Below are 20,624 nucleotides of genomic sequence, written 5' to 3'. Positions count from 1 at the left end.
GTGCGCGATTGTGCACCCAAAACCCTGTCGCGTTTACGGAAGGAGGAGTGATGAAAAAGTGGATAATTGTTTTAGCGGCCCTGCTGCCATTCGCCAGCCAGGCGAACACGCTCAACAGCACCAATGATCCCAATAAACCGGGCTATAACCCGAGCCAGCAGCGGATGCAGTCGCAGATGCAGACCGATCAGCAGCAGCAGCAGCTGAAGCTGCGCCAGGATCAGCAGCGTCAGACGCAGGATATGCAGCGCAAAATGCAGGAACAGCGAAATAGCGCCCAGCAGCGGGTTATTACCTCGCAGCCGGGCCAGCAGAATCAAAACCAGAACTAATGAAAATCGGGGCCAATGATGTCGATGCTGTCAGTACAGATGGCATCGACGCCCCATTTCAGCAATTCCCGCGCCCGATCCGGGTTGTTCACGGTATAAACCAGAATTTTCAGTCCGGCCGCTTTCAGTTCGGCGACCCGCTCAGCGGTCAGCACCTTGTGATTCAGATGGATCGAGACGCAGGCCAGCGCTGTTGTTTTTGCCTGCCACTCGGGATCCCAGCTGTGCGACAACAGACCACGCGGCAGTTGTGGTTCGGCCTGCATTGCTGCCTCCAGCGCCTCAAACGAGAATGAAGAGAGCAACGGCGCGGTCTGTCCCTGCCACAGGATTGCGGCTGCCTGCGCCACCGCACGTCCGGTTTCGGCATCACTGCCGGTGGTCGGTTTTATTTCGATGTTTGCCATCATCTGATGCTGACGGCAGCGTGCTGCCACCTCATCCAGCCGCGCCAGCTTCTCGCCGGTAAACGCCTTATCAAACCAGCTGCCTGCATCGAGCTGCGACAGCTTCTCCCAGGGCAACTGACCTGCCACGCCCCAGCCGTTGCTGGTGCGATCCAGTGTGTCGTCATGCAGCAGGAAGATTTGGGCATCCATTGATAATTTGGCATCAAACTCAATCATTTGATGGCCATATTTCGCACCCGTGTCGATGGCTGCCAGGGTATTTTCCGGTGCCAGTTTACCGCCGCCGCGATGAGCGACGATGCGGGGATAAGGCCAGTGTTGTGTGCTCATTCCAGACGCTTTCCATGGGTTGAATCGAAGAAGTGTAACGCATCTGACGGCAGATGCAGCCACAGCGTACTGCCTGGCTGCGGCCGTTCGCTGTGGGCTAAGCGTACCACCAGTGGCGTCTCCCCGATGCGACCATGTGCCAGATTATCGGCACCCAGCATCTCCAGTGTATCGACCCGCAAAGGCACGCCGCCCTGCTCGCGGCTACTGAGTTGAATATGCTCTGGCCGGATGCCCAGCACCACCGGGCGGTTAGCCCATTTCGCTTTTGTGTCGCTGAGTGGCAGCGCGTGTGAGGCATCAAGCTGGAAGCGCGAGCCGTCACTGCTGAACTGTCCTTTCAGCAGGTTCATGGCGGGCGCACCGATAAACGAGGCCACAAACTGGCTGGCAGGACGTTCATATACGTCGACCGGCGTGCCAAGCTGCTCGACCACGCCTTTGTTCATCACCATCACCCGCTGTGCCAGCGTCATCGCCTCGACCTGATCGTGCGTCACATAGAGACTGGTGGTCTGTAAGCGGCGGTGCAGCTGCTGCAGCTCCAGCCGCATCTGCACCCGCAGGCGGGCATCAAGATTCGACAGCGGCTCATCGAACAGAAACACCGCCGGTTCACGTACGATGGCGCGACCCATCGCCACGCGCTGGCGCTGACCGCCCGAGAGTTCGCGAGGCCGACGCATCAGCAGGTGATCCAGTTCCAGGCTGCGCGCTGCGTCCAGCACCCGCTGGCGAATCTGCTCTTTGCCCATGCCGCGGATTTTCAGGCCATAGGCCATGTTCTCCTCCACCGACATGTGGGGATAAAGCGCGTAATTCTGGAACACCATCGCAATGCCGCGATCTTTTGGCTCTTCCTGAGTGACGCGCCGGTTGTCGATGTAGATATCACCGGAGCTGACGCGCTCCAGTCCGGCTACCATGCGCAGCAGCGTCGATTTACCGCAGCCGGATGGCCCCACCATCACCATAAACTCGCCGTCATTGATGGTGACGTTCAGCGGCTGAATGATCTGATTTTTGCCATCGTAGGACTTGGTTACTGCCTGAAGGGTTACGCCTGCCATCTTATTTCTCACTCTCAACCAGACCGCGCACAAAGGCACGCTGCATGACTAACACCACCACCAACGGCGGGATCAGGGTTAATAACATTGCCGCCATCACTTCATTCCACTGGGTCGGCGATCCACTGGTGGAGATCATACTTTTGATCCCCGCCACCGCTGTGCCGAGGCTGGCGTCATTGATGATCAGCAGCGGCCAGAGATACTGGTTCCAGCCGTAGATAAAGGTGATGACAAACAGCGCCGCCAGATTGGTTTTCGACAGCGGCAGAACAATGTCGATAAAGAAGCGCATTGCGCTGGCACCGTCGATACGCGCCGCTTCTACCAGCTCATCCGGCAGCGACATAAAAAACTGACGGAACAGGAAAGTCGCGGTGGCCGACGCCATCAGCGGCAGGGTTAATCCGCTGTAGCTGTCGAGCATATTAAGGTCGGCTATCACCTGCACCGTGGGGAAGATACGCACCTCAACCGGCAGCATCAGGGTGATGAAGATCAGCCAGAAAAAGAGCGACCGCAGCGGAAAGCGAAACCAGACCAGCGCAAACGCCGACAGCATCGACACCGTAATTTTGCCGAAGGTGATGCCCAGCGCCATGATCATGCTGTTGAGCAGCATCAGGCCAAACGCTGGTCCGCTGCCGTTGACGCCCTGCGTCCAGATGCGCGAGATGTTCTCCCACAGGTGCGTGCCGGGCACCAGGGTCATCGGCACCTGATAGACCGCCTCGTTATCCAGCGTTGCCGCCACAAAGGCGACATAGAGCGGAAAGAGGATAGTGAGCACGCCCAGCACCAGCACGATGTGGCTGAAGATATCCAGCCCGCGTCGATTCTCAATCATTGGTATTGCACCTTACGTTCAACAAAGCGGAACTGAAGCACCGTCAGCCCGATCACCAGCAACATCAGCACCACCGACTGCGCCGCGGAAGAGGAGAGATCCAGACCGGTAAAGCCTTCGCGATAGATTTTGTAGATCAGCGTGGTGGTCGCCTGCACCGGCCCGCCGCCGGTTGCGGCATCGATCACCGGGAAGGTATCGAAGAAGGCGTAGATCAGGTTCACCACCAGCAGGAAGAAGCTGACCGGCGTGATCAGCGGCAGTGAGAGGTTGAAGAAGCGACGCACCGGTCCGGCTCCGTCGATGGCAGCGGCTTCCACCAGCGATTTAGGGATAGACTGCAGTGCGGCAAAGAAAAACAGGAAGTTGTAGCTCATCTGCTGCCAGATCGAGGCCAGCACCACCAGGAACATCGCCTGACCGCTGTTCTGCGCGAAGTTCCAGTTGTAGCCGACGTGGTTCAGCAGGTAGCTGAACAGACCCAGGCCAGGGTTAAACAGAAACATCCACAGCACAGCAGCCACCACCGGCGCAACGGCGTAAGGCAGCAGCAGCAGGGTCTGATAGAGGCGGCGCAGTCGCACCACATAATCCACCAGCGCCGCCAGCAGCAGCGAGAAGACCATGCCAAACACCGTGACCATGCCACTGAATTTGATGGTGGTCCAGAAGGAATCCAGATAGTAAGGATCGGCAAATAGCCGTCTGAAGTTTTCCAGCCCGACAAAGCTGCTGGAGATGCCAAAGGGATCGAGGCTTTGCAGCGAGTACCACAGCGCTTCACCCGCAGGCCAGAGAAAGAAGATGGCGGTAATCAGCAGTTGCGGCAGTACCAGAAGATAGGGCAACAGACTGGTGCGAAAGACCGGACGGGATGAAGACATGGCATACCTGGCGTCAGAAAGAGCGGGCCAGCCTGAGCGGGCCCGCAGGAAGAGATTACTTCACCTGCTGCTGAAAGCGGCGCAACAGCTCGTTGCCGCGTTTCACGGCGTTATCCAGTGCGCTTTGTGGCGACTGTTTGCCGGTCCAGACACTTTCCAGCTCTTCGTCGATCACGGTACGAATCTGCGGCATATTGCCCAGACGCATGCCTTTAGTGAAGGGCAATGGCGGCTTGTTCATCATCTGGCGAGTGGCGATATCCGCACCCGGATTTTTGTCGTAGAAGCCCTGCTGTTTCGTCAGCTCGTAGGCGGCGGTCGTAATCGGCAGATAGCCGGTTTTCTGGTGCCATTCCGCAGCGATTTCCGGTTTAGCCAGGAACTGCATGAACTCAGCTACGCCTTTGTACGTTGCTGCATCTTTGCCTTTCATTACCCACAGGCTGGCTCCGCCAATCAGGGCGTTCTGCGGCGCATTCGGTACGGTGTCGTCATACGGCATCATGCCAACGCCGAAGTTGAATTTGGCGTAGTGACGGATATCGGCCAGCGAACCGGATGAGGCGGTGGTGATACCGCAATCGCCGTTATAGAACTTGGCGGTGGATTCATCTTTGCGGCCAAAGTAGGTGAAGTCCCCTTTCTTGTTCATCGCTTCCAGCAGTTCGATATGACGAACCTGCACCGGCTTGTTGAACTCCAGCACCGCATCGAGTCCGTCAAATCCGTTGTTTTCCGTCGCGACCGGCAGAGCATGCCAGGCACTGAAGTTTTCAATCTGGATCCAGCCCTGCCAGCCGCTGGCGTAGCCACAGCTCATGCCCGATTTACGCAGTGCGGCGGCATCTGTCGCCAGCTCCTGCCAGGTTTTAGGCGGCTGGTCCGGGTTCAGGCCCGCTTTTTTAAAAGCGTCTTTGTTGTAGTAGAGCACCGGCGTCGAGCTGTTGAACGGCTGAGAGATCAGCTGACCTTTGCTGTCGCTGTAGTAGCCCGCCACCGTTGGCACGAACTGTTTTTCATCGAAGGGAATGCCGGCGTCTTTGAATACCTGATGCACCGGCACAATCGCCTTTGAGGCCATCATGGTCGCCGTACCGACTTCATAGACCTGCAGCACCGCTGGCGCTTTGCCGCTGCGCACGGCCGCAATCCCTGCTGCCAGGCTCTGCTCGTAGTTACCTTTGTAGGTCGGAACAATTTTGTAATCGGGATGCGTCTCGTTAAAACGCTGTGCCAGCGAATCCACTTCTTTGCCAAGCTCGCCTTCCATGGAGTGCCAGAAAGGGATCTCAGTGGCGGCCATGGCATGGCTGCTGAGCGTCAGACCGAGCAGCGCGCTCATCAGGCTACGACGAAAGGTAACGACGGACATAGAATTTTCCTGTGCAGGTAAATACGCGTGAAATCACGGATTTCTGTTTCGCGAAGTAACATGACACGGGGAAATGACGGATTAATAACAGGGAGATGACAGCAGGATGACAGGCGAAAAAGAGGAAAAGCGGAGCAGCTAACTATTGTTGAGATTGTTGACAAAGTCTGGCTTGGTTGCTTTAAGACTGTGCCCTGCGCAGAGAACACGGTCAGATCGGAAAGACGCAAAATCCGCCATCCATGACACGCTCGGCCCGCACCGTCCATGGCGCGGGACGCTTTCCTCTTCTGCCCGTGTTCCCTGCGCGTTAAGTTTATGTGTTGCGGCCAGATTCACCTGATTTGAGTTTGTCAGCAGCCTGAGCTGCTATACATCATTATTACGTCGGATTTATTACCAGAAGCTGCAACGGCCTCTGGCAATGGCAGAACTTGCCCCTACTTTCAGGCAAATTTGAAGGCCGTCGGCACCACCACCCACACCGACACTCAAGGCCGTCGGCGTCGCAGGCAGTTCGGCACCGGCCAGCGCACAGCATCCGGAGCGTACTGAAGTACGTGAGGAATGCGAGCACTGCCCGGTGTCGAAATGGCAAGTAAGCCAGGCCTCTAAACCTTAAGCGCCGAGGTAAGCGCTGCGGACGGCTTCGTTGGAGAGTAGCGCTGCACCTGTGTCTTCGAGCACCACATGCCCGTTCTCCAGCACATAGCCCCTGTCCGCCAGCTTCAGCGCCTGGTTCGCATTCTGCTCCACCAGGAAGATCGTCATCCCCTCGCTACGCAGTTGCTCAATAGTGTCGAAGATCTGCTGAATAATGATCGGTGCCAGCCCCAGTGACGGCTCATCCAGCAGCAGCAGTCGCGGCTGGCTCATCAGTGCACGGCCAATTGCCAGCATCTGCTGTTCGCCGCCTGACATGGTGCCAGCGCGCTGGATTTTACGCTCTTCCAGACGCGGGAAGAGTTCATAAACGCGTTTGATCCGCGTCAGATAATCCGGACGGCTGGCAAAAAAACCGCCCATCGCCAGGTTCTCTTCCACCGTCATGCGTGAAAACACCCGCCGGCCTTCCGGCACGATGGCAATCGCTTCACGCATAATGCGCGCCGTTTGCCAGTCAGTGATGGCTTTGCCATCAAAGGTAATGGTGCCCTGCGTGGCGCGTGGCTCACCGCACAGCGTGCCCAGCAGCGTGGTTTTTCCGGCGCCGTTAGCGCCAATCAGGGTAACGATTTCGCCCTGATTGATATAGAGGCTGACATTGTGCAGCGCCTGAATTTTGCCGTAGTGGGCGCTGACGTTCTCAATGGTTAACATCGCATTTGCCATCTCAGGCCTCTCCTAAATAGGCACGGATGACATCCGGATTATTACGAATCTCTTCCGGCGTTCCGTTAGCCAGCGGCGTTCCCTGATTAACCACATAAATACGGTCAGAAATGCCCATCACCAGCTTCATATCATGTTCAATCAGCAGCACTGATACCTTATGTTCGCCACGCAGCTCCGCAATCAGCGCATCCAGCTCGTGGGTCTCTTTAGGGTTAAGGCCTGCTGCCGGTTCATCCAGCATCAGGATCTCCGGGCGCGTCACCATGCAGCGTGCAATCTCCAGCCGACGCTGCTGACCATAGGCCAGATTGCCCGCCTGACGGTTAGCCAGCTCCAGCAGACCGACCCGCTCCAGCCAGGTCGCCGCGCGATCCAGCGCCTCGCTCTCACTACGGCGAAACGCAGGTGTTTTCAGCAGGCCGGAAAACACGCCGCTTTTCAGGTGCTGATGCTGAGCGACCAGCAGGTTTTCAATTACCGTCATCTCACGGAACAGACGCACATGCTGGAAAGTACGCACAATGCCCATCTGCGCAATCTTCTGACCCGTCAATCCTTCCAGATGCTGTTCACGCAGTTTAATCGTGCCGCCAGTGGGCTTATAAAAACCGGTCAGGCAGTTAAACACGGTGGTTTTACCGGCACCGTTAGGGCCAATCAGCGAAACGATCTCCTGCGGACGCAGCTCCAGCGCCACATTGTTCACGGCTAACAAACCGCCGAAGCGCATCATCAGGCCTTCAACGGCTAATAAAGGCTGGATCATGCCTGCTCTCCTTTTTTACCGGTTCTGAGCTTCAGATGCGGACGCTTCATCGGCAATAATCCCTGCGGACGCCAGATCATCATCAGCACCATCAGGCCACCCAGCACCAGCATGCTGTATTCATTCAGATCACGCATCAGCTCGCGCGACACCACCAGCAGAATGGCCGCCAGAATCACTGCAAACTGCGAACCCATTCCGCCCAGAACCACAATCGCCAGCACAAAAGCCGATTCGACAAAGGTAAAGGACTCCGGGCTGACAAAGCCCTGGCGCGCAGCAAACAGCGTGCCCGCGAAACCAGCAAACGCGGCACTGATGGTAAAGGCGGTCAGCTTGATGCGGGTCGGGCTCAGGCCCAGTGAACGGCAGGCAATCTCATCCTCACGCAATGCTTCCCAGGCACGGCCCAGCGGCATCCGCAGCAGCCGGTTGATCACGAACAGCGTCAGCACCACCAGCAGCAGCGCCACCAGGTAGAGATAAATCACGCGGTCGCTGGGATCGTATTTCAGGCCAAAGAAATCGTGGAAGGTGTTCCAGCCCCCTTCAGAGACTTTGCGGCCAAACTCAAGGCCGAACAGTGACGGTTTGGGGATCTGCGCAATGCCGTTGGGACCGCCGGTAATCGCCGTGTTATTCAGCAGCAAAATACGCACAATCTCGCCGAAGCCCAGCGTGACGATCGCCAGATAGTCTCCGCGCAGGCGCAGCACCGGAAAGCCGAGCAGCAGCCCGAACAGCGCCGAGACAATGCCCGCCAGCGGCAGACACTCCCAGAAGCCGAGACCAAAATAGTGGTTCAGAAGAGCAAAGGTGTAAGCGCCAATGGCATAGAAGCCACCATAGCCGAGCACCAGCAGCCCCGACAGGCCGACCACCACATTCAGGCCCAGACCGAGCATCACGTAGATCAGCGTCAGCGTGGCGATGTCTACCGTGCCGCGCGACACGAAAAAGGGCCAGGCCACCGCGACCAGGATCAGCGCCAGCATAAACAGCTTCTGCTTCGGCGTTGAGCCGTCGATGCCAGGCAGCACCAGCGCCGGACCGGAAATCTTTTTCAGACCGCGCTGCCAGAACGGACGCAGCAGCTGAAACAGAAAGACCACGGCACAGCCGACGAAAATCCAGTTCCAGCGCACGTCACCCGCGCTCTGCACCACCAGTCGGGTGCCGTCGAGGCCGAGACGCATGCCCATAAAGAAGCTGGCCAGCACCAGCAGCATGACAGAAGAGAGCAGCGCGTTGATAAAGGAAGATTTCATACTTTCTCAACCTCCGGGCGACCCAGAATCCCGGTCGGCATTACCAGCAACACCACGATCAGCAGAGCAAACGACACCACATCTTTGTATTCCGTGCTGAGATATGCGGAGGTCAGTGCTTCAGCAATGCCCAGAACCAGGCCGCCAATCATCGCGCCCGGAATACTGCCAATGCCGCCCAGCACGGCAGCGGTAAAGGCTTTCATGCCCGCCATAAAGCCGATGAAGGGGTTGATGGAGCCGTAGAACTGGCCCAGCAGCACGCCCGCTACCGCCGCCATGGCAGCACCAATCACAAAGGTCAGCGAGATGACGCGGTCGGTGTTAATTCCCAGCAGGCTGGCCATTTTCAGGTCTTCAGCGCAGGCGCGACAGGCGCGGCCCATGCGGGAATAACGGATAAAGGTGGTCAGCGCCAGCATCGCCAGGAACGTCACCACCCAGATCACAACCTGCATGGTAGAAATTGTGGCGGCAAAACCGTTGCTCTCGCCTACCGTCCACTGTCCGGTGATCAGGCTCGGCAGCGCCAGGTCGCGTGAACCCTGCGTCAGGCTGACGTAGTTTTGCAGAAAGATCGACATGCCGATGGCGGAGATCAGTGCGATCAGACGCTTCGACGATCGCACCGGCTTATAGGCGACGCGCTCTATGCTCCAGCCGTAGGCGCTGGAGATCAGTATCGCCATCACGAAGCCAGCGGCAATCATCAGCCAGCCCGTGTCGATACCCATCATCATCAGGGCGGCAATCACGATAAAAGAGACATAGCTGCCGATCATATAGACTTCGCCGTGGGCGAAGTTGATCATGCCGATAATGCCGTAAACCATGGTGTAACCAATGGCGATCAGCGCGTAGGTGCTGCCGAGAGTGACCCCGTTAAGCATCTGCTGAATGAAATAAAGAAACTGCTCGGACATAGTGAAGACCTGCATGAGAACGGGAAAATCCTCTGCCGACGCGGCAGAGGATTGGTCTGTCGATGGAACGATTACTTAACTGCGGTAGACGAACCGTCTTTGTGCCATTTGAATACGCCGAACTCGAAGCCTTTCAGATCGCCTTTCTGATCCCAGCTCAGGTTGCCCATCACTGTTGGTACCGGCTCACCGGTTTTCAGGTTTTTCGCGATCGCGTCTGGCTCGTCGCTCTTACTGCGTTCGATACCCGCTACCAGCGACTGGATTGCCGCATAAGTGGTCCAGACGAACGGACCGGTCGGATCCTTGCGATTCTGTGCGCTGTTGGTTTTGATGGCCTCAACAATCGCCTTGTTCTCCGGCAACTGGTCGTAGCGCTTCGGCAGCGTCACATAGATACCTTCTGATGCATCACCCGCGATATTGGAGAGTGAAGCGTTACCCACGCCTTCCGGTCCCATAAAGCCCGCTTTCAGGCCAGCCGCTTTCGCCTGACGCAGAATCTGACCCATTTCCGGGTAGTAGCCACCGTAATAAACGAAGTCGACGTTCTCTTTCTTCAGGCGCGTAATCAGCGTAGAGAAATCTTTATCGCCTGCAGTGATGCCTTCAAACAGCACCACGTTGCCGCCTTTCGCTTTCAGCGTTTTCTGTACTGATTCCGCCAGACCCTGACCATACTGCTGCTTGTCATGCACCACGGCGATACGCTTAGGCTTGATCTGATCAAGAATATAGTTCGCGGCAGTCGGGCCCTGATCGGAGTCCAGGCCGGTTGTACGCATAATGGTTTCGTAACCGCGTGCCGTCAGCTCCGGTGCCGTGGCTGCCGGGGTAATCATCAGCACACCTTCATCGTTATAGATGTCGGACGCAGGCTGGGTAGAAGAGGAGCAAAGATGGCCGATAACGTATTTAATGCCGTCGTTAACAACCTTGTTTGCCACCGCCACGGCCTGTTTCGGATCGCAGGCATCGTCATACTCTACGCCGACCAGCTTGTTGCCGTTTATGCCGCCTTTGGCGTTAATGTCCTTAATCGCCTGCGCGGCACCAGTGAACTGCATATCACCGTACTGCGCGACCGGGCCAGTTACGGCACCAACGATAGCGATTTTAATGTCGGCAGCCAGGGCGGCGTGGCTCATTGCCAGCGCAACGCAACCCGCCAGTAATGCGCGGCCTTTACTCATTTTCATGCGGACTTCCCCATCTTGTTGTGACTGTGAGTTGTGGTTTGCTGTTGCTACCGGATAAAGCCGAAAAATGATGTTTATGAATGGTTTAGCGCACTTTTCCGGTATTTTTTGATAATAAGGCTTTATTTTTCAGGTTATTAAACAGGAATTTTCTTCTTTAAATCAACTGACATATTCAGAATTGACTGAGTGAAACAGCATAATACACTGGAGGCAATGGCCGGTTTTTCACCATTTTGCCAGCGCGTTGTGCTGGATTGATCGTCTGATTTCCCTGTTTACAACTATCATCCTGGCATCCAGGCCATCTTTTGACCTGTTTTATTGATGAAAATGTGGTGGCACTCTGGTTGTATACTTTCGCTGCACTTTCCCCTATTACAGAGGTTTTTGTTATGAAGCTCACTATTCAGCGTTTAACCACGCTGACCGCGCAGGACCGCATCGATCTGGGCAAAGTCTGGCCGGATCTGGAGATTGAAAAACTGGAGCAGCACCTGGATGAGCGTCATCGTCTTTATGCCGCACGCTTTAACGATCGGCTGCTGGCGGGTCTGCAGCTGGAAATCTCAGGGATGCATGGCAAGGTCCACCGGCTGACGGTGCGCGATGTCACCCGGCGACGCGGTGTGGGACAATATTTGCTTGAGGAGACGATCAGGCAGAACGGGTCGATATCAGACTGGTGGATTGCCGATGATGGCAGTGACGATCAGCAGGTGCGGGCGGCATTTATGCAGGCGTGTGGTTTCAGGGCGCAGAGTGATGGGTGGATACTGGCGGTAGAGTAGCCTGACGCAGAAAACAAAAAGGGCGACATCATCTGTCGCCCCTTGAGATGTCGAAGTGCGTTACGCTTCGATCGCCATACGCAGTTTCTTCATGGCGTTCTTTTCCAGCTGCCGGACACGTTCCGCTGATACGCCGTATTGATCGGCCAGCTCCTGTAGCGTGGTTTTGTTGTCTTCATCCAGCCAGCGGGCGCGAATGATGTGCTGACTGCGCTCATCCAGACCTTCCATCGCATAGCTCAGCTTGTCAGCGGCATGCGCGTCCCAGTTATCCTCTTCAATGCCGTCAGCAAAGTCAGAGGTTTTATCCTGGAGATAAAGCACCGGCGCCATCGAACGGCCTTCGCTGCTCTCATCGTCGGCAGACATATCAAAGGTCATGTCCTGCGCGGCCATACGCGATTCCATTTCACGCACATCTTTGCTGCTTACGCCCAGCTCACGCGCAACCATCTCGACTTCGTCCTGATTGAACCAGCCCAGACGCTGCTTGGTTTTACGCAGGTTAAAGAACAGCTTACGCTGTGCTTTGGTGGTCGCGACTTTCACGATACGCCAGTTACGCAGCACGTATTCGTGAATCTCCGCTTTAATCCAGTGCACGGCAAATGAAACCAGACGCACGCCCACTTCAGGATTGAAGCGACGCACCGCTTTCATCAGACCGATGTTGCCTTCCTGGACCAGGTCAGCCTGTGGCAGACCGTAGCCGGAGTAATTACGAGCGATATGAACTACAAAGCGTAGGTGAGACAGGATCAGCGTCTTTGCTGCTTCCAGATCGCCCTGGTAATGCAGCCGTTCAGCCAACGCTTTTTCCTCTTCAGCCGAGAGCATCGGCCAGGTATTCGCAGCCCGGACGTAAGACTCCAGGTTGCCAAGAGGAGCAATAGCTAAAGTTTGCATTTCTTTGGTCATTCAAACCCTCACAAATTTAGTGGAATTGCCGCACATTTCCCTGCGCAGACGATACATTACGTCAACGTCGCGCGAAATCCGAAAGCAATCTGTGCTACTTAGAGTGCTAAAGTTATCCACAAGTTCAATTATAGCGGTGAATATTTTACACACAGATGACAGGAAGGGAAGAGGGAGAAATCCTCTGCACCCACCATCGGTAGCAGAGGACCATTATAACAAAAAAATGTTGCAGGCGTTTACTGCGGCGTAAATCGACGTAAATGTTGTACCGTTGCCAGCCACGCAGCCACCCAGCCGATGATTGCTGCAATCAGTAAAAGCAGCAGCGCCTCATCCCAGGAGAAGCCTTCCAGCGAGAAGGTGGTACCAAATACGGTCGCCACACTGGCGACGACAGACTGGAGACGCAGCACCAGCACTTCCGACAGCAGCAGCGACAGCACCGCGCCGCTGAACCCCAGCAGCGCCCCGCCGTAGAGGAAAGGACGCAGGATAAAGCCGTCAGTCGCACCAATCAGCTTCTGCACGTTAATCGTGTCGCGTCGGGCAAAGATGCTGAGACGAACACTGTTACCGATCACCAGGAACACCGCCACGATCATCAGCACACCAATCATCGACGCGATTTGCCCCACCAGTCCGGTCAGTGCAGCCAGCCGCGCAAACCAGCTGTCATCCATCCGCACTTCATCCACGCCCTGCACTTTGGTGACCCGATCGCGCAGGCTCTGCATGGTGTCAGAGTTCTGGAAATTGAGTTTCGGCGTAATGATGGCTACCGCAGGCAGCGGATTCTGCTCCAGCATATCCATTGCGCCGCCAAAGCCTGACCAGTTGCGGAACTCATTCAGCGCCTCTTCCCGTGTCAGGTAGTTAACGTTATCCACGCCTTCGACCTGCTTGAGCTGCGCCACGACGTTTTCTGCTGCCGTGTCATCAAGCGTTTTGGAGAGATAAACGGTTAACTGCGGCGCCGGATACCATTGCGTGGCCGCCTGGCTAACGTTTTTCCACACCATGTAGCAGACGCTGGGCAGCGTCAGGGAGATGGCAATAACCATCACCGTCAGCAGCGTGGCCAGCGGCTGACGCCACATGTCTGAGAGCGTGCCACGCAGTGCATAGCGCCACTGCTCCTGCCAGCCGCCCTTCAGCGCTTTACTCTTCGATGGCTGCTTCGCTTTCGGTGCAGCCGGACGTTTAATGCGTTTATTGACCATCGTGGCCTCCGTGCAGACGTCCCTGATTCAGCGTCATCATCCGGTAATTACGCCGGGCGATCAGGCCGCTGTCATGCGTTGCCATCAGAACGGTGACGCCAACGCGGTTAAACTCTTCGAACAGGCGCAGAATGTCTTCTGACAGCGCGTCATCAAGGTTACCGGTCGGTTCATCTGCCAGCAGCACGGCTGGCTTGTTCACCACCGCCCGGGCGATGCCCACACGCTGCTGTTCACCACCCGAAAGCTGAATCGGATAACTTTTCGCTTTGTCGAGCAGGCCGACTTTATCCAGCGCCGCCGAGACGCGACGACGGATATCTTCGCCGCTGGCACCGGAAATAATCAGTGGGATAGCCACATTGTCGTAAACAGAGCGATCCATCAGCAGGTGGTGATCCTGGAAGATCATGCCAATCTGACGACGCAGGAAAGGCACCTCACTGTTGCGCAGGCGGGAAATGTCATGGCCGCTGAACCAGATTTTTCCGGCACTCGGGCGCTCAATGCCACAAATCAGCTTCAGCAAGGTACTTTTACCGGCACCGGAGTGGCCGGTCAGAAACGCCATTTCGCCAGGACGCAGACGGAAATCTACTCCCTGTAGCGCCTGACGTCCGCCGAGATATGCCTTACTGACCTCTTCAAAGCGAATCATCCTAATTAGTCCTCTCGGGCAAACAATGCCTCAATAAAATCTTCCGCCTTAAACGGCCGTAAATCTTCAATGCCTTCACCGACGCCGATGTAGCGAATCGGAATACCGAACTGATCGGCCACCGAGAAGATGACGCCGCCTTTAGCGGTGCCATCCAGCTTGGTGAGCGCGATACCGGTCACGCCAACCGCTTCGTTAAACAGTCGGGCCTGGCTGACCGCATTCTGTCCGGTGCTGGCATCCAGCGTCAGCATCACTTCGTGTGGCGCTGAATCATCCAGTTTTTTCATCACGCGGGTGATTTTTTTCAGCTCTTCCATCAGGTGCGATTTGTTCTGCAGACGACCGGCCGTATCAGCAATCAGCACGTCAACGCCGCGCGATTTAGCTGCCTGAATGGCATCGAAGATCACCGACGCCGAATCTGCACCCGTGTGCTGAGCAATCACAGGAATGTTATTACGCTGGCCCCACACCTGCAGCTGCTCAACCGCCGCTGCACGGAAGGTATCACCAGCCGCTAACATCACCGTTTTGCCTTCGGCCTGATACTGGCGCGCCAGCTTACCGATGGTCGTGGTTTTACCCACGCCATTGACGCCAACCATCAGGATGACAAACGGCGTTTTGCCTGAGACTTCCAGTGGCGCATCCACTTTTGCCAGAATCGAGGCCATTTCCGCTTTCAGCAGGCCGTAGAGCGCTTCGGCATCACGCAGCTGCTTGCGGTTTGCCTGCTGAGTAAGATGGGTAATGATGCGGCGCGTGGTATCCACACCGACATCCGCAATCAGCAGCTGCTCTTCCAGCTCATCAAACAGGTCATCATCAATCTTTTTGCCACGGAACAGACTGATAAAACCGGAACCGAGGTTCTGACGGGTTTTGACCAGGCTGCGCTTCAGGCGGGCAAAGAAGCCCTCTTTGCTGGGACGTTCCTGCTCCTGCACGATGAGTGGCGCGGCGGCCAGCGGAAGATCGCTGACGGTGTCGGATAATGTGTCTGCCGGTTCCGCGTCAGTGACGTCGGCTTCGCCCAGTGCCAGCGCGGTCAGCTCTTCTTCGGTCAGCGGTGATTCCGCTTCACTGTGAGAGATTTCAGCGGTGGGTGCGTCATCCCGTGCCAGCGCGGCCAGCCCTTCGTCGTTTAATGGCGCGTCTGCTTCACTGTGTGGCGTTTCAACGATCGGGGCGTCGCCCAGTGCCAGCGCAGTCAGCTCTTCGTCGCTTAATGGCGCGTCTGCTGATGCCTCGTCCGCGATCGGCGTGACCACGTCGTCGGCATCAATAACCGGCGTCGCGTCATGTTCAGGTGCGGAGACGTCCAGTAATGCTTCAGGATCGGCCTCAATTGGCTCAGCCTCATCGAGCACCGCCGGTGCTGATTCGTGCGGCGCTGCCGCGGTGACGTCTGCCTCACGCTGCTGTTCGGCCACCGTTTCGGTGATAGCGACAGTCTCTTCCGCTTGCGCTTCAGCCTGGCTTAATGCCGGCGCTTCCTGTTCAGTCTGCTGTACGGGTTCTGCGACCTCGTGTGTCTGCTCCTCCGCTACAGGTTGTTTCTCTTCCTCTTTGCCAAATCCCAGCCAGGAAAAAAAGCCACGTTTTTTCTCTTTTGCCATTGTGTGACGACACTCCTCGATGGCTTTGTCCCGGTCGCGCGTGGTTTCCAGGGGTAAATCAATGAAAGTCGGTCAGCGCCAGACCGGCGTAAACCGCAGAATAATGCATGACTTCAGCAACTCAGTAGTCTAACACTTTCCAGCCAGCTCACCACAGCACCCTTTTTTAACGTTTCTTCTCACCGATTCGCCCGTTAAACTACGCAACAAATTATGACGAGTTGTGAGCAAGATGAATAAAAACCCCCGCAGTACAGGCGGTGCCGGGCAGATTCGCATCATTGGCGGCCAGTGGCGCGGACGTAAATTGCCGGTGCCGGACAGTGCCGGACTCCGCCCGACCACCGATCGGGTGCGTGAGACACTGTTTAACTGGCTGGCCCCGGTGCTGCCAGAGGCGCGATGCCTCGACTGCTTTGCCGGTAGCGGTGCATTAGGACTGGAGGCGCTATCGCGTTACGCGGGATCGGCTACGCTACTGGAGCTGGAACGGCCTGTGGCACAACAGCTGACAAAAAATCTGCAGACGCTGCGCGCGAGCAATGGCACTGTGATTCAGACCAATGCGTTAAACTGGCTGGCACAGCCGGGTACCCCGTTCGATGTGGTGTTTATTGATCCGCCGTTTCGTCAGGGATTGCTGGAGCAGACGTTGCAGTTGCTGGAACAGAATCACTGGCTGGCCGACCAGGCACTGATTTACGTCGAAAGTGAAGTGGAAAATGGCGCACCGCCGGTGCCGCCCGAGTGGGATCTTTATCGCGAGAAAATAGCCGGACAAGTGGCTTATCGTTTGTATCAACGTCAACAGGAGACGCAGGATGTTACTTAATTTGGGGCGTCTGTTGATGCTATGCGTGTGGGGATTTTTACTGGCTAATCTGGTTCATCCCTACCCGAAACCGCTGACGTATTTTATCAACGTTGCGCTGATTTTCATGATCCTGATGCATGGCCTGCAGCTGGTTTTACTGCGCACCACGCAAACCAAAGATGCGCCGCCAATTGACCGCGTCACCCAGGCCAAAGTGTTTCTGTTCGGGGTGTTCGAACTGGTCGCCTGGCAGAAGAAAAACTTTCCACGCAAGAAATAGTGCCGTGCGGGCGCCATGCCCGCCGGTTACTGCAGGGCCGTGAAGCTGATAAAGCGCGTGCCCTGCATCTTCAACTCGCCTCTCGCGCCTTTATCCAGCTGATGATATTCCGCCTCTTTCAACTGCACTTTGATGTCGCTGGCCCCGTTCAGTGGATGAAACAGCACCTCATACCGCATCTCTTCTCCGGCGACCACCTCACGCTGCCGTGAACGGCGATTGGGAGAAGGAAATTCACGTTTAGTTTTGACCTCGACCTGCAGAGAACGCACCGGTGAGGCATCATTGACCGCCACTTCACGGCGTTGCTTAATGAACTGACGGGTCGCCAGCACGGCGATTATCGCCAGGACAATGATAAAGATTAGCGGCGGTTTGCTCATAGTGCTCTTGTGCCTGCGGGGAAAATTAATCAGGCGGTAAAGCATACAACCAGAGTTGACCGATTGTCACATCTCAGGGGCTTAACCTAAACTGGAAGGGATATTTTGGGATCTTTCACCACTTTGAGTAAAAAAGGGAGAAACAATGCTCTGGTCTTTCCTCGCTGTACTTTTCTCCGGCTGGCTCTATGTCGACGCCACCTATCGCGGCCCTCAGTGGCAACGCTGGCTGTTTAAACCGGTCACACTGCTGCTGCTTGTCGGGCTGGCCTGGCAGGCGCCCGTGCTGCAGACCACGGACTACCTGATTCTGGCCGGTCTGGTCGCGACACTGGTCGGTGATGCGTTAACGCTGCTGCCGCGTCAGCAGATGCTCTATGCCGTCGGGGCTTTCTTCCTGTCGCACCTGCTTTATACGCTCTGCTTCGCCGCCAGCATGACCATGACCTTCTTCTGGCCGATTCCGCTAACGTTGCTCATTATCGGTGCCGCCCTGACTGGCATCATCTGGAGCCGACTGGAAGATCTTCGCTGGCCTGTCTGTACGTTTATCGGCATGACGCTGGTGATGACCTGGATAGCGACCGAGCAGTACTTCTTCCGTCCAACTGATTACAGCTTCTCTATCATGGTCGGTGCCGGCCTGCTGCTGCTGGCAAACGCCGTCTGGTTTATCTCGCACTATCGCCGTCGCTTCACCGCTGACAGCGCGATCGTCGCCGCCTGCTACTTTGCCGGTCATTTTATGATCGTGCGCTCATTGTGGGTCGTCTGAGAAAATAGCCTTGACTCTGGAGTTCACTCCAGAGTGTAGGATAGCGGGATGAGCCGGGTTGCTCATCCCGCTTTTTTTTACACTCTGGAGGTCATATGCATCAACATCACGCCTGTGGCTGCGGCAAACCGCGTGCCAGCCACGCCGCAGCGAAACCGCTGTGCCAGGTTCGTCAGGCCCGTCCCCTCTCCCTTTCTATTCATGCTGCTACACCCGTAACGGCGGATACAGCGGGCTGTTGCTGTGACAGTAACAGCAGCCCTGGCAATGACGCCGACGCCGCTGAGGAAAGTGACCGGCGAGGCTCCTGGCCCTTTAGCTGGCAGGTCAGCGGGATGGATTGCCCGAGCTGCGCCCGCACCATTGAAACCGCCGTCCGTCAGGTAAAAGGCGTGACCGACGCCCGCGTGCTGTTCAGCAGCGAAAAGCTGGTCGTCAACGCCGATCAGGATGTGCAAAACGCCGTTGAACAGGCGGTGAAAAAAGCCGGTTTTCAGCTCGCCATTCCATCAGCCTCGTCACCCGCCACGGCAGCCACTCCGGGCTGGCAACAGAACCGGATGCTGATTTTGCTGGCATTGCTGGTACTCGTCAGCAGCGTCGTCAGCCAGTTCGCGCCCGCCTGGGGCGATCGGCTGTTTGTGCTGACCACGCTGGTCGGCCTGATCCCGGTCGCGCGCTGTGCATGGCAGCGCATTCGCAGCGGATCGCCTTTTACCATTGAGACATTAATGACACTGGCGTCAGCCGGTGCGCTGATTATCGGCGCGCACGCTGAAGCCGCGATGGTGCTGGTGCTGTTTCAACTGGGCGAACAGCTGGAAAGCTATGCCGCTTCCAGGGCGCGCAGCGGCGTCACCAGCCTGATGGCGTTGCGGCCTGAGTCGGCTATTCGCCTTGAACAGGGCAAACGTCGTGAAGTACCGCTGGCAGCGCTGCAACCCGGCAATGTGATTGAAGTGGCGGCGGGCAGCCGCCTGCCGGTCGACGGCCGTTTAATCAGCCCGCTTGCCAGTTTCGATGAGAGCGCGCTGACCGGAGAATCATTACCGGTCACGCGGGCCAGCGGCGAAAAGATTCTCGCCGGCGCCACCAGCGTGGATCGGCAGGTAATGCTGGAAGTGGTGTCGAAGCCGGGTGAAAGCGCGATTGACCGTATCCTGCAGCTGATTGAGGAGGCGGAAACGCACCGTGCGCCGGTAGAACGCTTTATCGATCAGTTCAGTCGCATCTATACGCCACTGGTGATGCTGCTGTCGCTGCTGGTGATGGTGGTGCCGCCCCTGCTTTTCGCAGGCGACTGGCAGCCGTGGATCTACAAAGGTCTGACGCTGCTGCTGATTGGCTGCCCCTGTGCGCTGGTGATCTCCACGCCCGCCGCGATTACCTCCGGGCTGGCGGCGGCGGCGCGACAGGGCGCGCTGATTAAAGGCGGTGCGGCGCTGGAGCGGCTGAGTTCGCTGCGCAGAATGGCGTTTGATAAAACCGGCACGCTGACGCTGGGCAAGCCACAACTGACGCAGATCCTGCGATTTGGCGAGGCCAGCGAATCAGAGATGCTGGCGCTGAGTGCCGCTGCGGAACAGGGTGCGACCCATCCACTGGCCAGCGCTATCGTGGCGGCCGCGCAGGCGCGTGAGCTGGTGATTCCTGACGCGCTGGATCAGCAGGTGCAGGCCGGACGCGGTATCCGTGCGCAGGTCTCAGGCCAGCAGATTCAGCTGCTGACGCCAGGCCATGCTCCCGGTCTGACGCCGCAGCAAAATGCGCAGATAGCGCAACAGGAAGCCGAAGGTGAAACGCTGGTAGTGCTGATGCGCGATGGCGACGCGCTGGGTGCGCTGGCCCTGCGCGATCAGCTGCGCGACGACGCCGTGGAGGCGTTAAAGGCGCTGAAAAAGCTGGGCATTGAGAGCCTGATGCTGACGGGTGACAATCCTCGCGCCGCAGCAACCATTGCCCGTCAGCTCGATATCGATTATCGCGCCAGCCTGCTGCCCGCCGATAAGGTGGCGGCCATCCGTGAACTGAGTCAGCAGCAGCCGCTGGCGATGGTCGGAGATGGTATTAACGACGCCCCGGCGATGAAAGCGGCGACGCTGGGCATTGCCATGGGTAGCGGCACTGATGTCGCGCTGGAAGCGGCCGATGCGGCCCTGACGCGAAATCAGCTCAGCAATCTGGCCCCGATGATTGCGCTGGCACGCCGGACACGGCGCATCATCCGCCAGAATATCGGTATTGCGCTGGGTCTGAAGGCGATTTTCCTGGTCACTACCCTGATGGGCCTGACCGGACTGTGGCTGGCGGTGCTGGCAGATTCCGGTGCGACCGCGCTGGTCACTGCCAACGCCTTGCGGTTACTGCGTCGTCGCGCCTGAGTGTGAGGCTTCTGATCGATGAGTAAAGTTAACGACGGCCCGA

Annotated in this window: 21 protein-coding genes; 6 read left to right on the top strand and 15 right to left on the bottom strand. The window is 57.0% G+C overall.

Annotated elements, in window-relative coordinates; translation table 11 throughout:
• Positions 1 to 50 precede the first annotated feature (50 nt).
• On the top strand, positions 51 to 332 hold the full coding sequence (locus KTJ90_RS01575) for a DUF2756 domain-containing protein (RefSeq protein WP_003852222.1): 282 nt from the start codon (positions 51 to 53) through the stop codon (positions 330 to 332).
• Here KTJ90_RS01575 and ugpQ read toward each other — a convergent pair.
• From ugpQ to KTJ90_RS01525, 10 genes are all read right to left on the bottom strand, one after another.
• Positions 329 to 1,072: a glycerophosphodiester phosphodiesterase gene (gene ugpQ / locus KTJ90_RS01570; protein ID WP_003852221.1), complete on the bottom strand. Its 744-nt coding sequence runs from the start codon at positions 1,070 to 1,072 to the stop codon at positions 329 to 331. The genes KTJ90_RS01575 and ugpQ overlap by 4 nt on opposite strands.
• The gene (locus KTJ90_RS01565) at positions 1,069 to 2,142 is read right to left on the bottom strand and encodes a sn-glycerol-3-phosphate import ATP-binding protein UgpC (RefSeq protein ID WP_003852219.1); all 1,074 of its coding nucleotides are present in this window, start codon (positions 2,140 to 2,142) and stop codon (positions 1,069 to 1,071) included. The genes ugpQ and KTJ90_RS01565 overlap by 4 nt, the downstream gene beginning before the upstream one ends.
• 1 nt (position 2,143) lies before the next feature.
• A complete protein-coding gene (gene ugpE / locus KTJ90_RS01560) occupies positions 2,144 to 2,989 on the bottom strand; it encodes a sn-glycerol-3-phosphate ABC transporter permease UgpE (RefSeq protein WP_078805121.1) in 846 nt (281 codons plus the stop codon).
• Positions 2,986 to 3,873, bottom strand: coding sequence for a sn-glycerol-3-phosphate ABC transporter permease UgpA (ugpA, locus tag KTJ90_RS01555; protein ID WP_003852215.1), 888 nt, complete (start codon positions 3,871 to 3,873; stop codon positions 2,986 to 2,988). The genes ugpE and ugpA overlap by 4 nt, the downstream gene beginning before the upstream one ends.
• 55 nt (positions 3,874 to 3,928) lie before the next feature.
• Positions 3,929 to 5,245, bottom strand: coding sequence for a sn-glycerol-3-phosphate ABC transporter substrate-binding protein UgpB (ugpB, locus tag KTJ90_RS01550; RefSeq protein WP_003852214.1), 1,317 nt, complete (start codon positions 5,243 to 5,245; stop codon positions 3,929 to 3,931).
• 618 nt (positions 5,246 to 5,863) lie between these two features.
• Positions 5,864 to 6,577: a high-affinity branched-chain amino acid ABC transporter ATP-binding protein LivF gene (gene livF / locus KTJ90_RS01545; protein ID WP_008926291.1), complete on the bottom strand. Its 714-nt coding sequence runs from the start codon at positions 6,575 to 6,577 to the stop codon at positions 5,864 to 5,866.
• 1 nt (position 6,578) lies between these two features.
• On the bottom strand, positions 6,579 to 7,346 hold the full coding sequence (gene livG / locus KTJ90_RS01540; RefSeq protein ID WP_003852209.1) for a high-affinity branched-chain amino acid ABC transporter ATP-binding protein LivG: 768 nt from the start codon (positions 7,344 to 7,346) through the stop codon (positions 6,579 to 6,581).
• Entirely contained in the window at positions 7,343 to 8,614 is a 1,272-nt protein-coding gene (locus KTJ90_RS01535) for a high-affinity branched-chain amino acid ABC transporter permease LivM (RefSeq protein ID WP_003852208.1), read from the bottom strand. The genes livG and KTJ90_RS01535 overlap by 4 nt, the downstream gene beginning before the upstream one ends.
• Positions 8,611 to 9,537: a high-affinity branched-chain amino acid ABC transporter permease LivH gene (gene livH, locus KTJ90_RS01530; RefSeq protein WP_008926292.1), complete on the bottom strand. Its 927-nt coding sequence runs from the start codon at positions 9,535 to 9,537 to the stop codon at positions 8,611 to 8,613. Before livH ends, KTJ90_RS01535 begins: the two co-directional genes overlap by 4 nt.
• A 71-nt stretch (positions 9,538 to 9,608) precedes the next feature.
• Positions 9,609 to 10,736: a branched-chain amino acid ABC transporter substrate-binding protein gene (locus tag KTJ90_RS01525; protein ID WP_003852205.1), complete on the bottom strand. Its 1,128-nt coding sequence runs from the start codon at positions 10,734 to 10,736 to the stop codon at positions 9,609 to 9,611.
• A gap of 395 nt (positions 10,737 to 11,131) precedes the next feature.
• Here KTJ90_RS01525 and panM point away from each other — a divergent pair, with 395 nt between their 5' ends.
• The gene (gene panM / locus KTJ90_RS01520) at positions 11,132 to 11,527 is read left to right on the top strand and encodes an aspartate 1-decarboxylase autocleavage activator PanM (protein WP_008926293.1); all 396 of its coding nucleotides are present in this window, start codon (positions 11,132 to 11,134) and stop codon (positions 11,525 to 11,527) included.
• A gap of 60 nt (positions 11,528 to 11,587) precedes the next feature.
• Here panM and rpoH read toward each other — a convergent pair whose 3' ends face one another.
• The 4 genes from rpoH to ftsY form a co-directional block, all read right to left on the bottom strand.
• Positions 11,588 to 12,445, bottom strand: a complete 858-nt coding sequence (gene rpoH / locus KTJ90_RS01515) for an RNA polymerase sigma factor RpoH (RefSeq protein WP_003852201.1) — start codon at positions 12,443 to 12,445, stop codon at positions 11,588 to 11,590.
• 239 nt (positions 12,446 to 12,684) lie between these two features.
• On the bottom strand, positions 12,685 to 13,668 hold the full coding sequence (ftsX, locus tag KTJ90_RS01510; RefSeq protein ID WP_003852199.1) for a permease-like cell division protein FtsX: 984 nt from the start codon (positions 13,666 to 13,668) through the stop codon (positions 12,685 to 12,687).
• Positions 13,658 to 14,326: a cell division ATP-binding protein FtsE gene (gene ftsE / locus KTJ90_RS01505; protein ID WP_003852197.1), complete on the bottom strand. Its 669-nt coding sequence runs from the start codon at positions 14,324 to 14,326 to the stop codon at positions 13,658 to 13,660. Before ftsE ends, ftsX begins: the two co-directional genes overlap by 11 nt.
• 5 nt (positions 14,327 to 14,331) lie before the next feature.
• Positions 14,332 to 15,948, bottom strand: coding sequence for a signal recognition particle-docking protein FtsY (gene ftsY, locus KTJ90_RS01500; protein ID WP_485526159.1), 1,617 nt, complete (start codon positions 15,946 to 15,948; stop codon positions 14,332 to 14,334).
• Between the two features lie 232 nt (positions 15,949 to 16,180).
• Between ftsY and rsmD the strand changes: the two genes are divergently transcribed.
• A complete protein-coding gene (gene rsmD, locus KTJ90_RS01495) occupies positions 16,181 to 16,780 on the top strand; it encodes a 16S rRNA (guanine(966)-N(2))-methyltransferase (protein ID WP_003852194.1) in 600 nt (199 codons plus the stop codon).
• Positions 16,770 to 17,042: a DUF1145 family protein gene (locus KTJ90_RS01490; protein ID WP_003852192.1), complete on the top strand. Its 273-nt coding sequence runs from the start codon at positions 16,770 to 16,772 to the stop codon at positions 17,040 to 17,042. The genes rsmD and KTJ90_RS01490 overlap by 11 nt, the downstream gene beginning before the upstream one ends.
• Positions 17,043 to 17,068: 26 nt before the next feature.
• Here KTJ90_RS01490 and KTJ90_RS01485 read toward each other — a convergent pair whose 3' ends face one another.
• The gene (locus KTJ90_RS01485; protein ID WP_182630250.1) at positions 17,069 to 17,425 is read right to left on the bottom strand and encodes a DUF2500 domain-containing protein; all 357 of its coding nucleotides are present in this window, start codon (positions 17,423 to 17,425) and stop codon (positions 17,069 to 17,071) included.
• Positions 17,426 to 17,570: 145 nt separating this feature from the next.
• On the opposite strand from KTJ90_RS01485, the gene KTJ90_RS01480 reads away from it, so the two are divergent.
• Complete coding sequence (locus KTJ90_RS01480; RefSeq protein WP_003852187.1) at positions 17,571 to 18,200, top strand: lysoplasmalogenase; 630 nt, start codon at positions 17,571 to 17,573, stop codon at positions 18,198 to 18,200.
• A 95-nt stretch (positions 18,201 to 18,295) separates the two neighbouring features.
• A complete protein-coding gene (locus KTJ90_RS01475) occupies positions 18,296 to 20,581 on the top strand; it encodes a zinc/cadmium/mercury/lead-transporting ATPase (protein ID WP_337028760.1) in 2,286 nt (761 codons plus the stop codon).
• The last annotated feature ends 43 nt before the right edge of the window (positions 20,582 to 20,624 follow it).

It is taken from the genome of Pantoea jilinensis, assembly GCF_019104105.1.
GTDB classification, from domain to species: Bacteria; Pseudomonadota; Gammaproteobacteria; order Enterobacterales; family Enterobacteriaceae; genus Pantoea; species Pantoea eucalypti.
The sequence above is the reverse complement of the archived record's forward strand: the minus strand, read 5'-3'. Positions and strand labels throughout refer to the sequence as shown.

Bases quoted from the DNA above. Each gene is read 5' to 3' on its own strand.
- ugpB (WP_003852214.1), bottom strand. From the start codon at position 5,245: ATGTCCGTCGTTACCTTTCGTCGTAGCCTGATGAGCGCGCTGCTCGGT.
- KTJ90_RS01535 (WP_003852208.1), bottom strand. From the start codon at position 8,614: ATGAAATCTTCCTTTATCAACGCGCTGCTCTCTTCTGTCATGCTGCTG.
- ftsX (WP_003852199.1), bottom strand. From the start codon at position 13,668: ATGGTCAATAAACGCATTAAACGTCCGGCTGCACCGAAAGCGAAGCAG.
- rsmD (WP_003852194.1), top strand. From the start codon at position 16,181: ATGAATAAAAACCCCCGCAGTACAGGCGGTGCCGGGCAGATTCGCATC.
- KTJ90_RS01485 (WP_182630250.1), bottom strand. From the start codon at position 17,425: ATGAGCAAACCGCCGCTAATCTTTATCATTGTCCTGGCGATAATCGCC.
- rpoH (WP_003852201.1), bottom strand. From the start codon at position 12,445: ATGACCAAAGAAATGCAAACTTTAGCTATTGCTCCTCTTGGCAACCTG.
- KTJ90_RS01575 (WP_003852222.1), top strand. From the start codon at position 51: ATGAAAAAGTGGATAATTGTTTTAGCGGCCCTGCTGCCATTCGCCAGC.
- ugpQ (WP_003852221.1), bottom strand. From the start codon at position 1,072: ATGAGCACACAACACTGGCCTTATCCCCGCATCGTCGCTCATCGCGGC.
- KTJ90_RS01525 (WP_003852205.1), bottom strand. From the start codon at position 10,736: ATGAAAATGAGTAAAGGCCGCGCATTACTGGCGGGTTGCGTTGCGCTG.
- livG (WP_003852209.1), bottom strand. From the start codon at position 7,346: ATGATCCAGCCTTTATTAGCCGTTGAAGGCCTGATGATGCGCTTCGGC.
- ftsE (WP_003852197.1), bottom strand. From the start codon at position 14,326: ATGATTCGCTTTGAAGAGGTCAGTAAGGCATATCTCGGCGGACGTCAG.
- panM (WP_008926293.1), top strand. From the start codon at position 11,132: ATGAAGCTCACTATTCAGCGTTTAACCACGCTGACCGCGCAGGACCGC.
- ugpA (WP_003852215.1), bottom strand. From the start codon at position 3,873: ATGTCTTCATCCCGTCCGGTCTTTCGCACCAGTCTGTTGCCCTATCTT.
- KTJ90_RS01475 (WP_337028760.1), top strand. From the start codon at position 18,296: ATGCATCAACATCACGCCTGTGGCTGCGGCAAACCGCGTGCCAGCCAC.
- ftsY (WP_485526159.1), bottom strand. From the start codon at position 15,948: ATGGCAAAAGAGAAAAAACGTGGCTTTTTTTCCTGGCTGGGATTTGGC.
- ugpE (WP_078805121.1), bottom strand. From the start codon at position 2,989: ATGATTGAGAATCGACGCGGGCTGGATATCTTCAGCCACATCGTGCTG.
- KTJ90_RS01480 (WP_003852187.1), top strand. From the start codon at position 17,571: ATGCTCTGGTCTTTCCTCGCTGTACTTTTCTCCGGCTGGCTCTATGTC.
- livH (WP_008926292.1), bottom strand. From the start codon at position 9,537: ATGTCCGAGCAGTTTCTTTATTTCATTCAGCAGATGCTTAACGGGGTC.
- livF (WP_008926291.1), bottom strand. From the start codon at position 6,577: ATGGCAAATGCGATGTTAACCATTGAGAACGTCAGCGCCCACTACGGC.
- KTJ90_RS01490 (WP_003852192.1), top strand. From the start codon at position 16,770: ATGTTACTTAATTTGGGGCGTCTGTTGATGCTATGCGTGTGGGGATTT.
- KTJ90_RS01565 (WP_003852219.1), bottom strand. From the start codon at position 2,142: ATGGCAGGCGTAACCCTTCAGGCAGTAACCAAGTCCTACGATGGCAAA.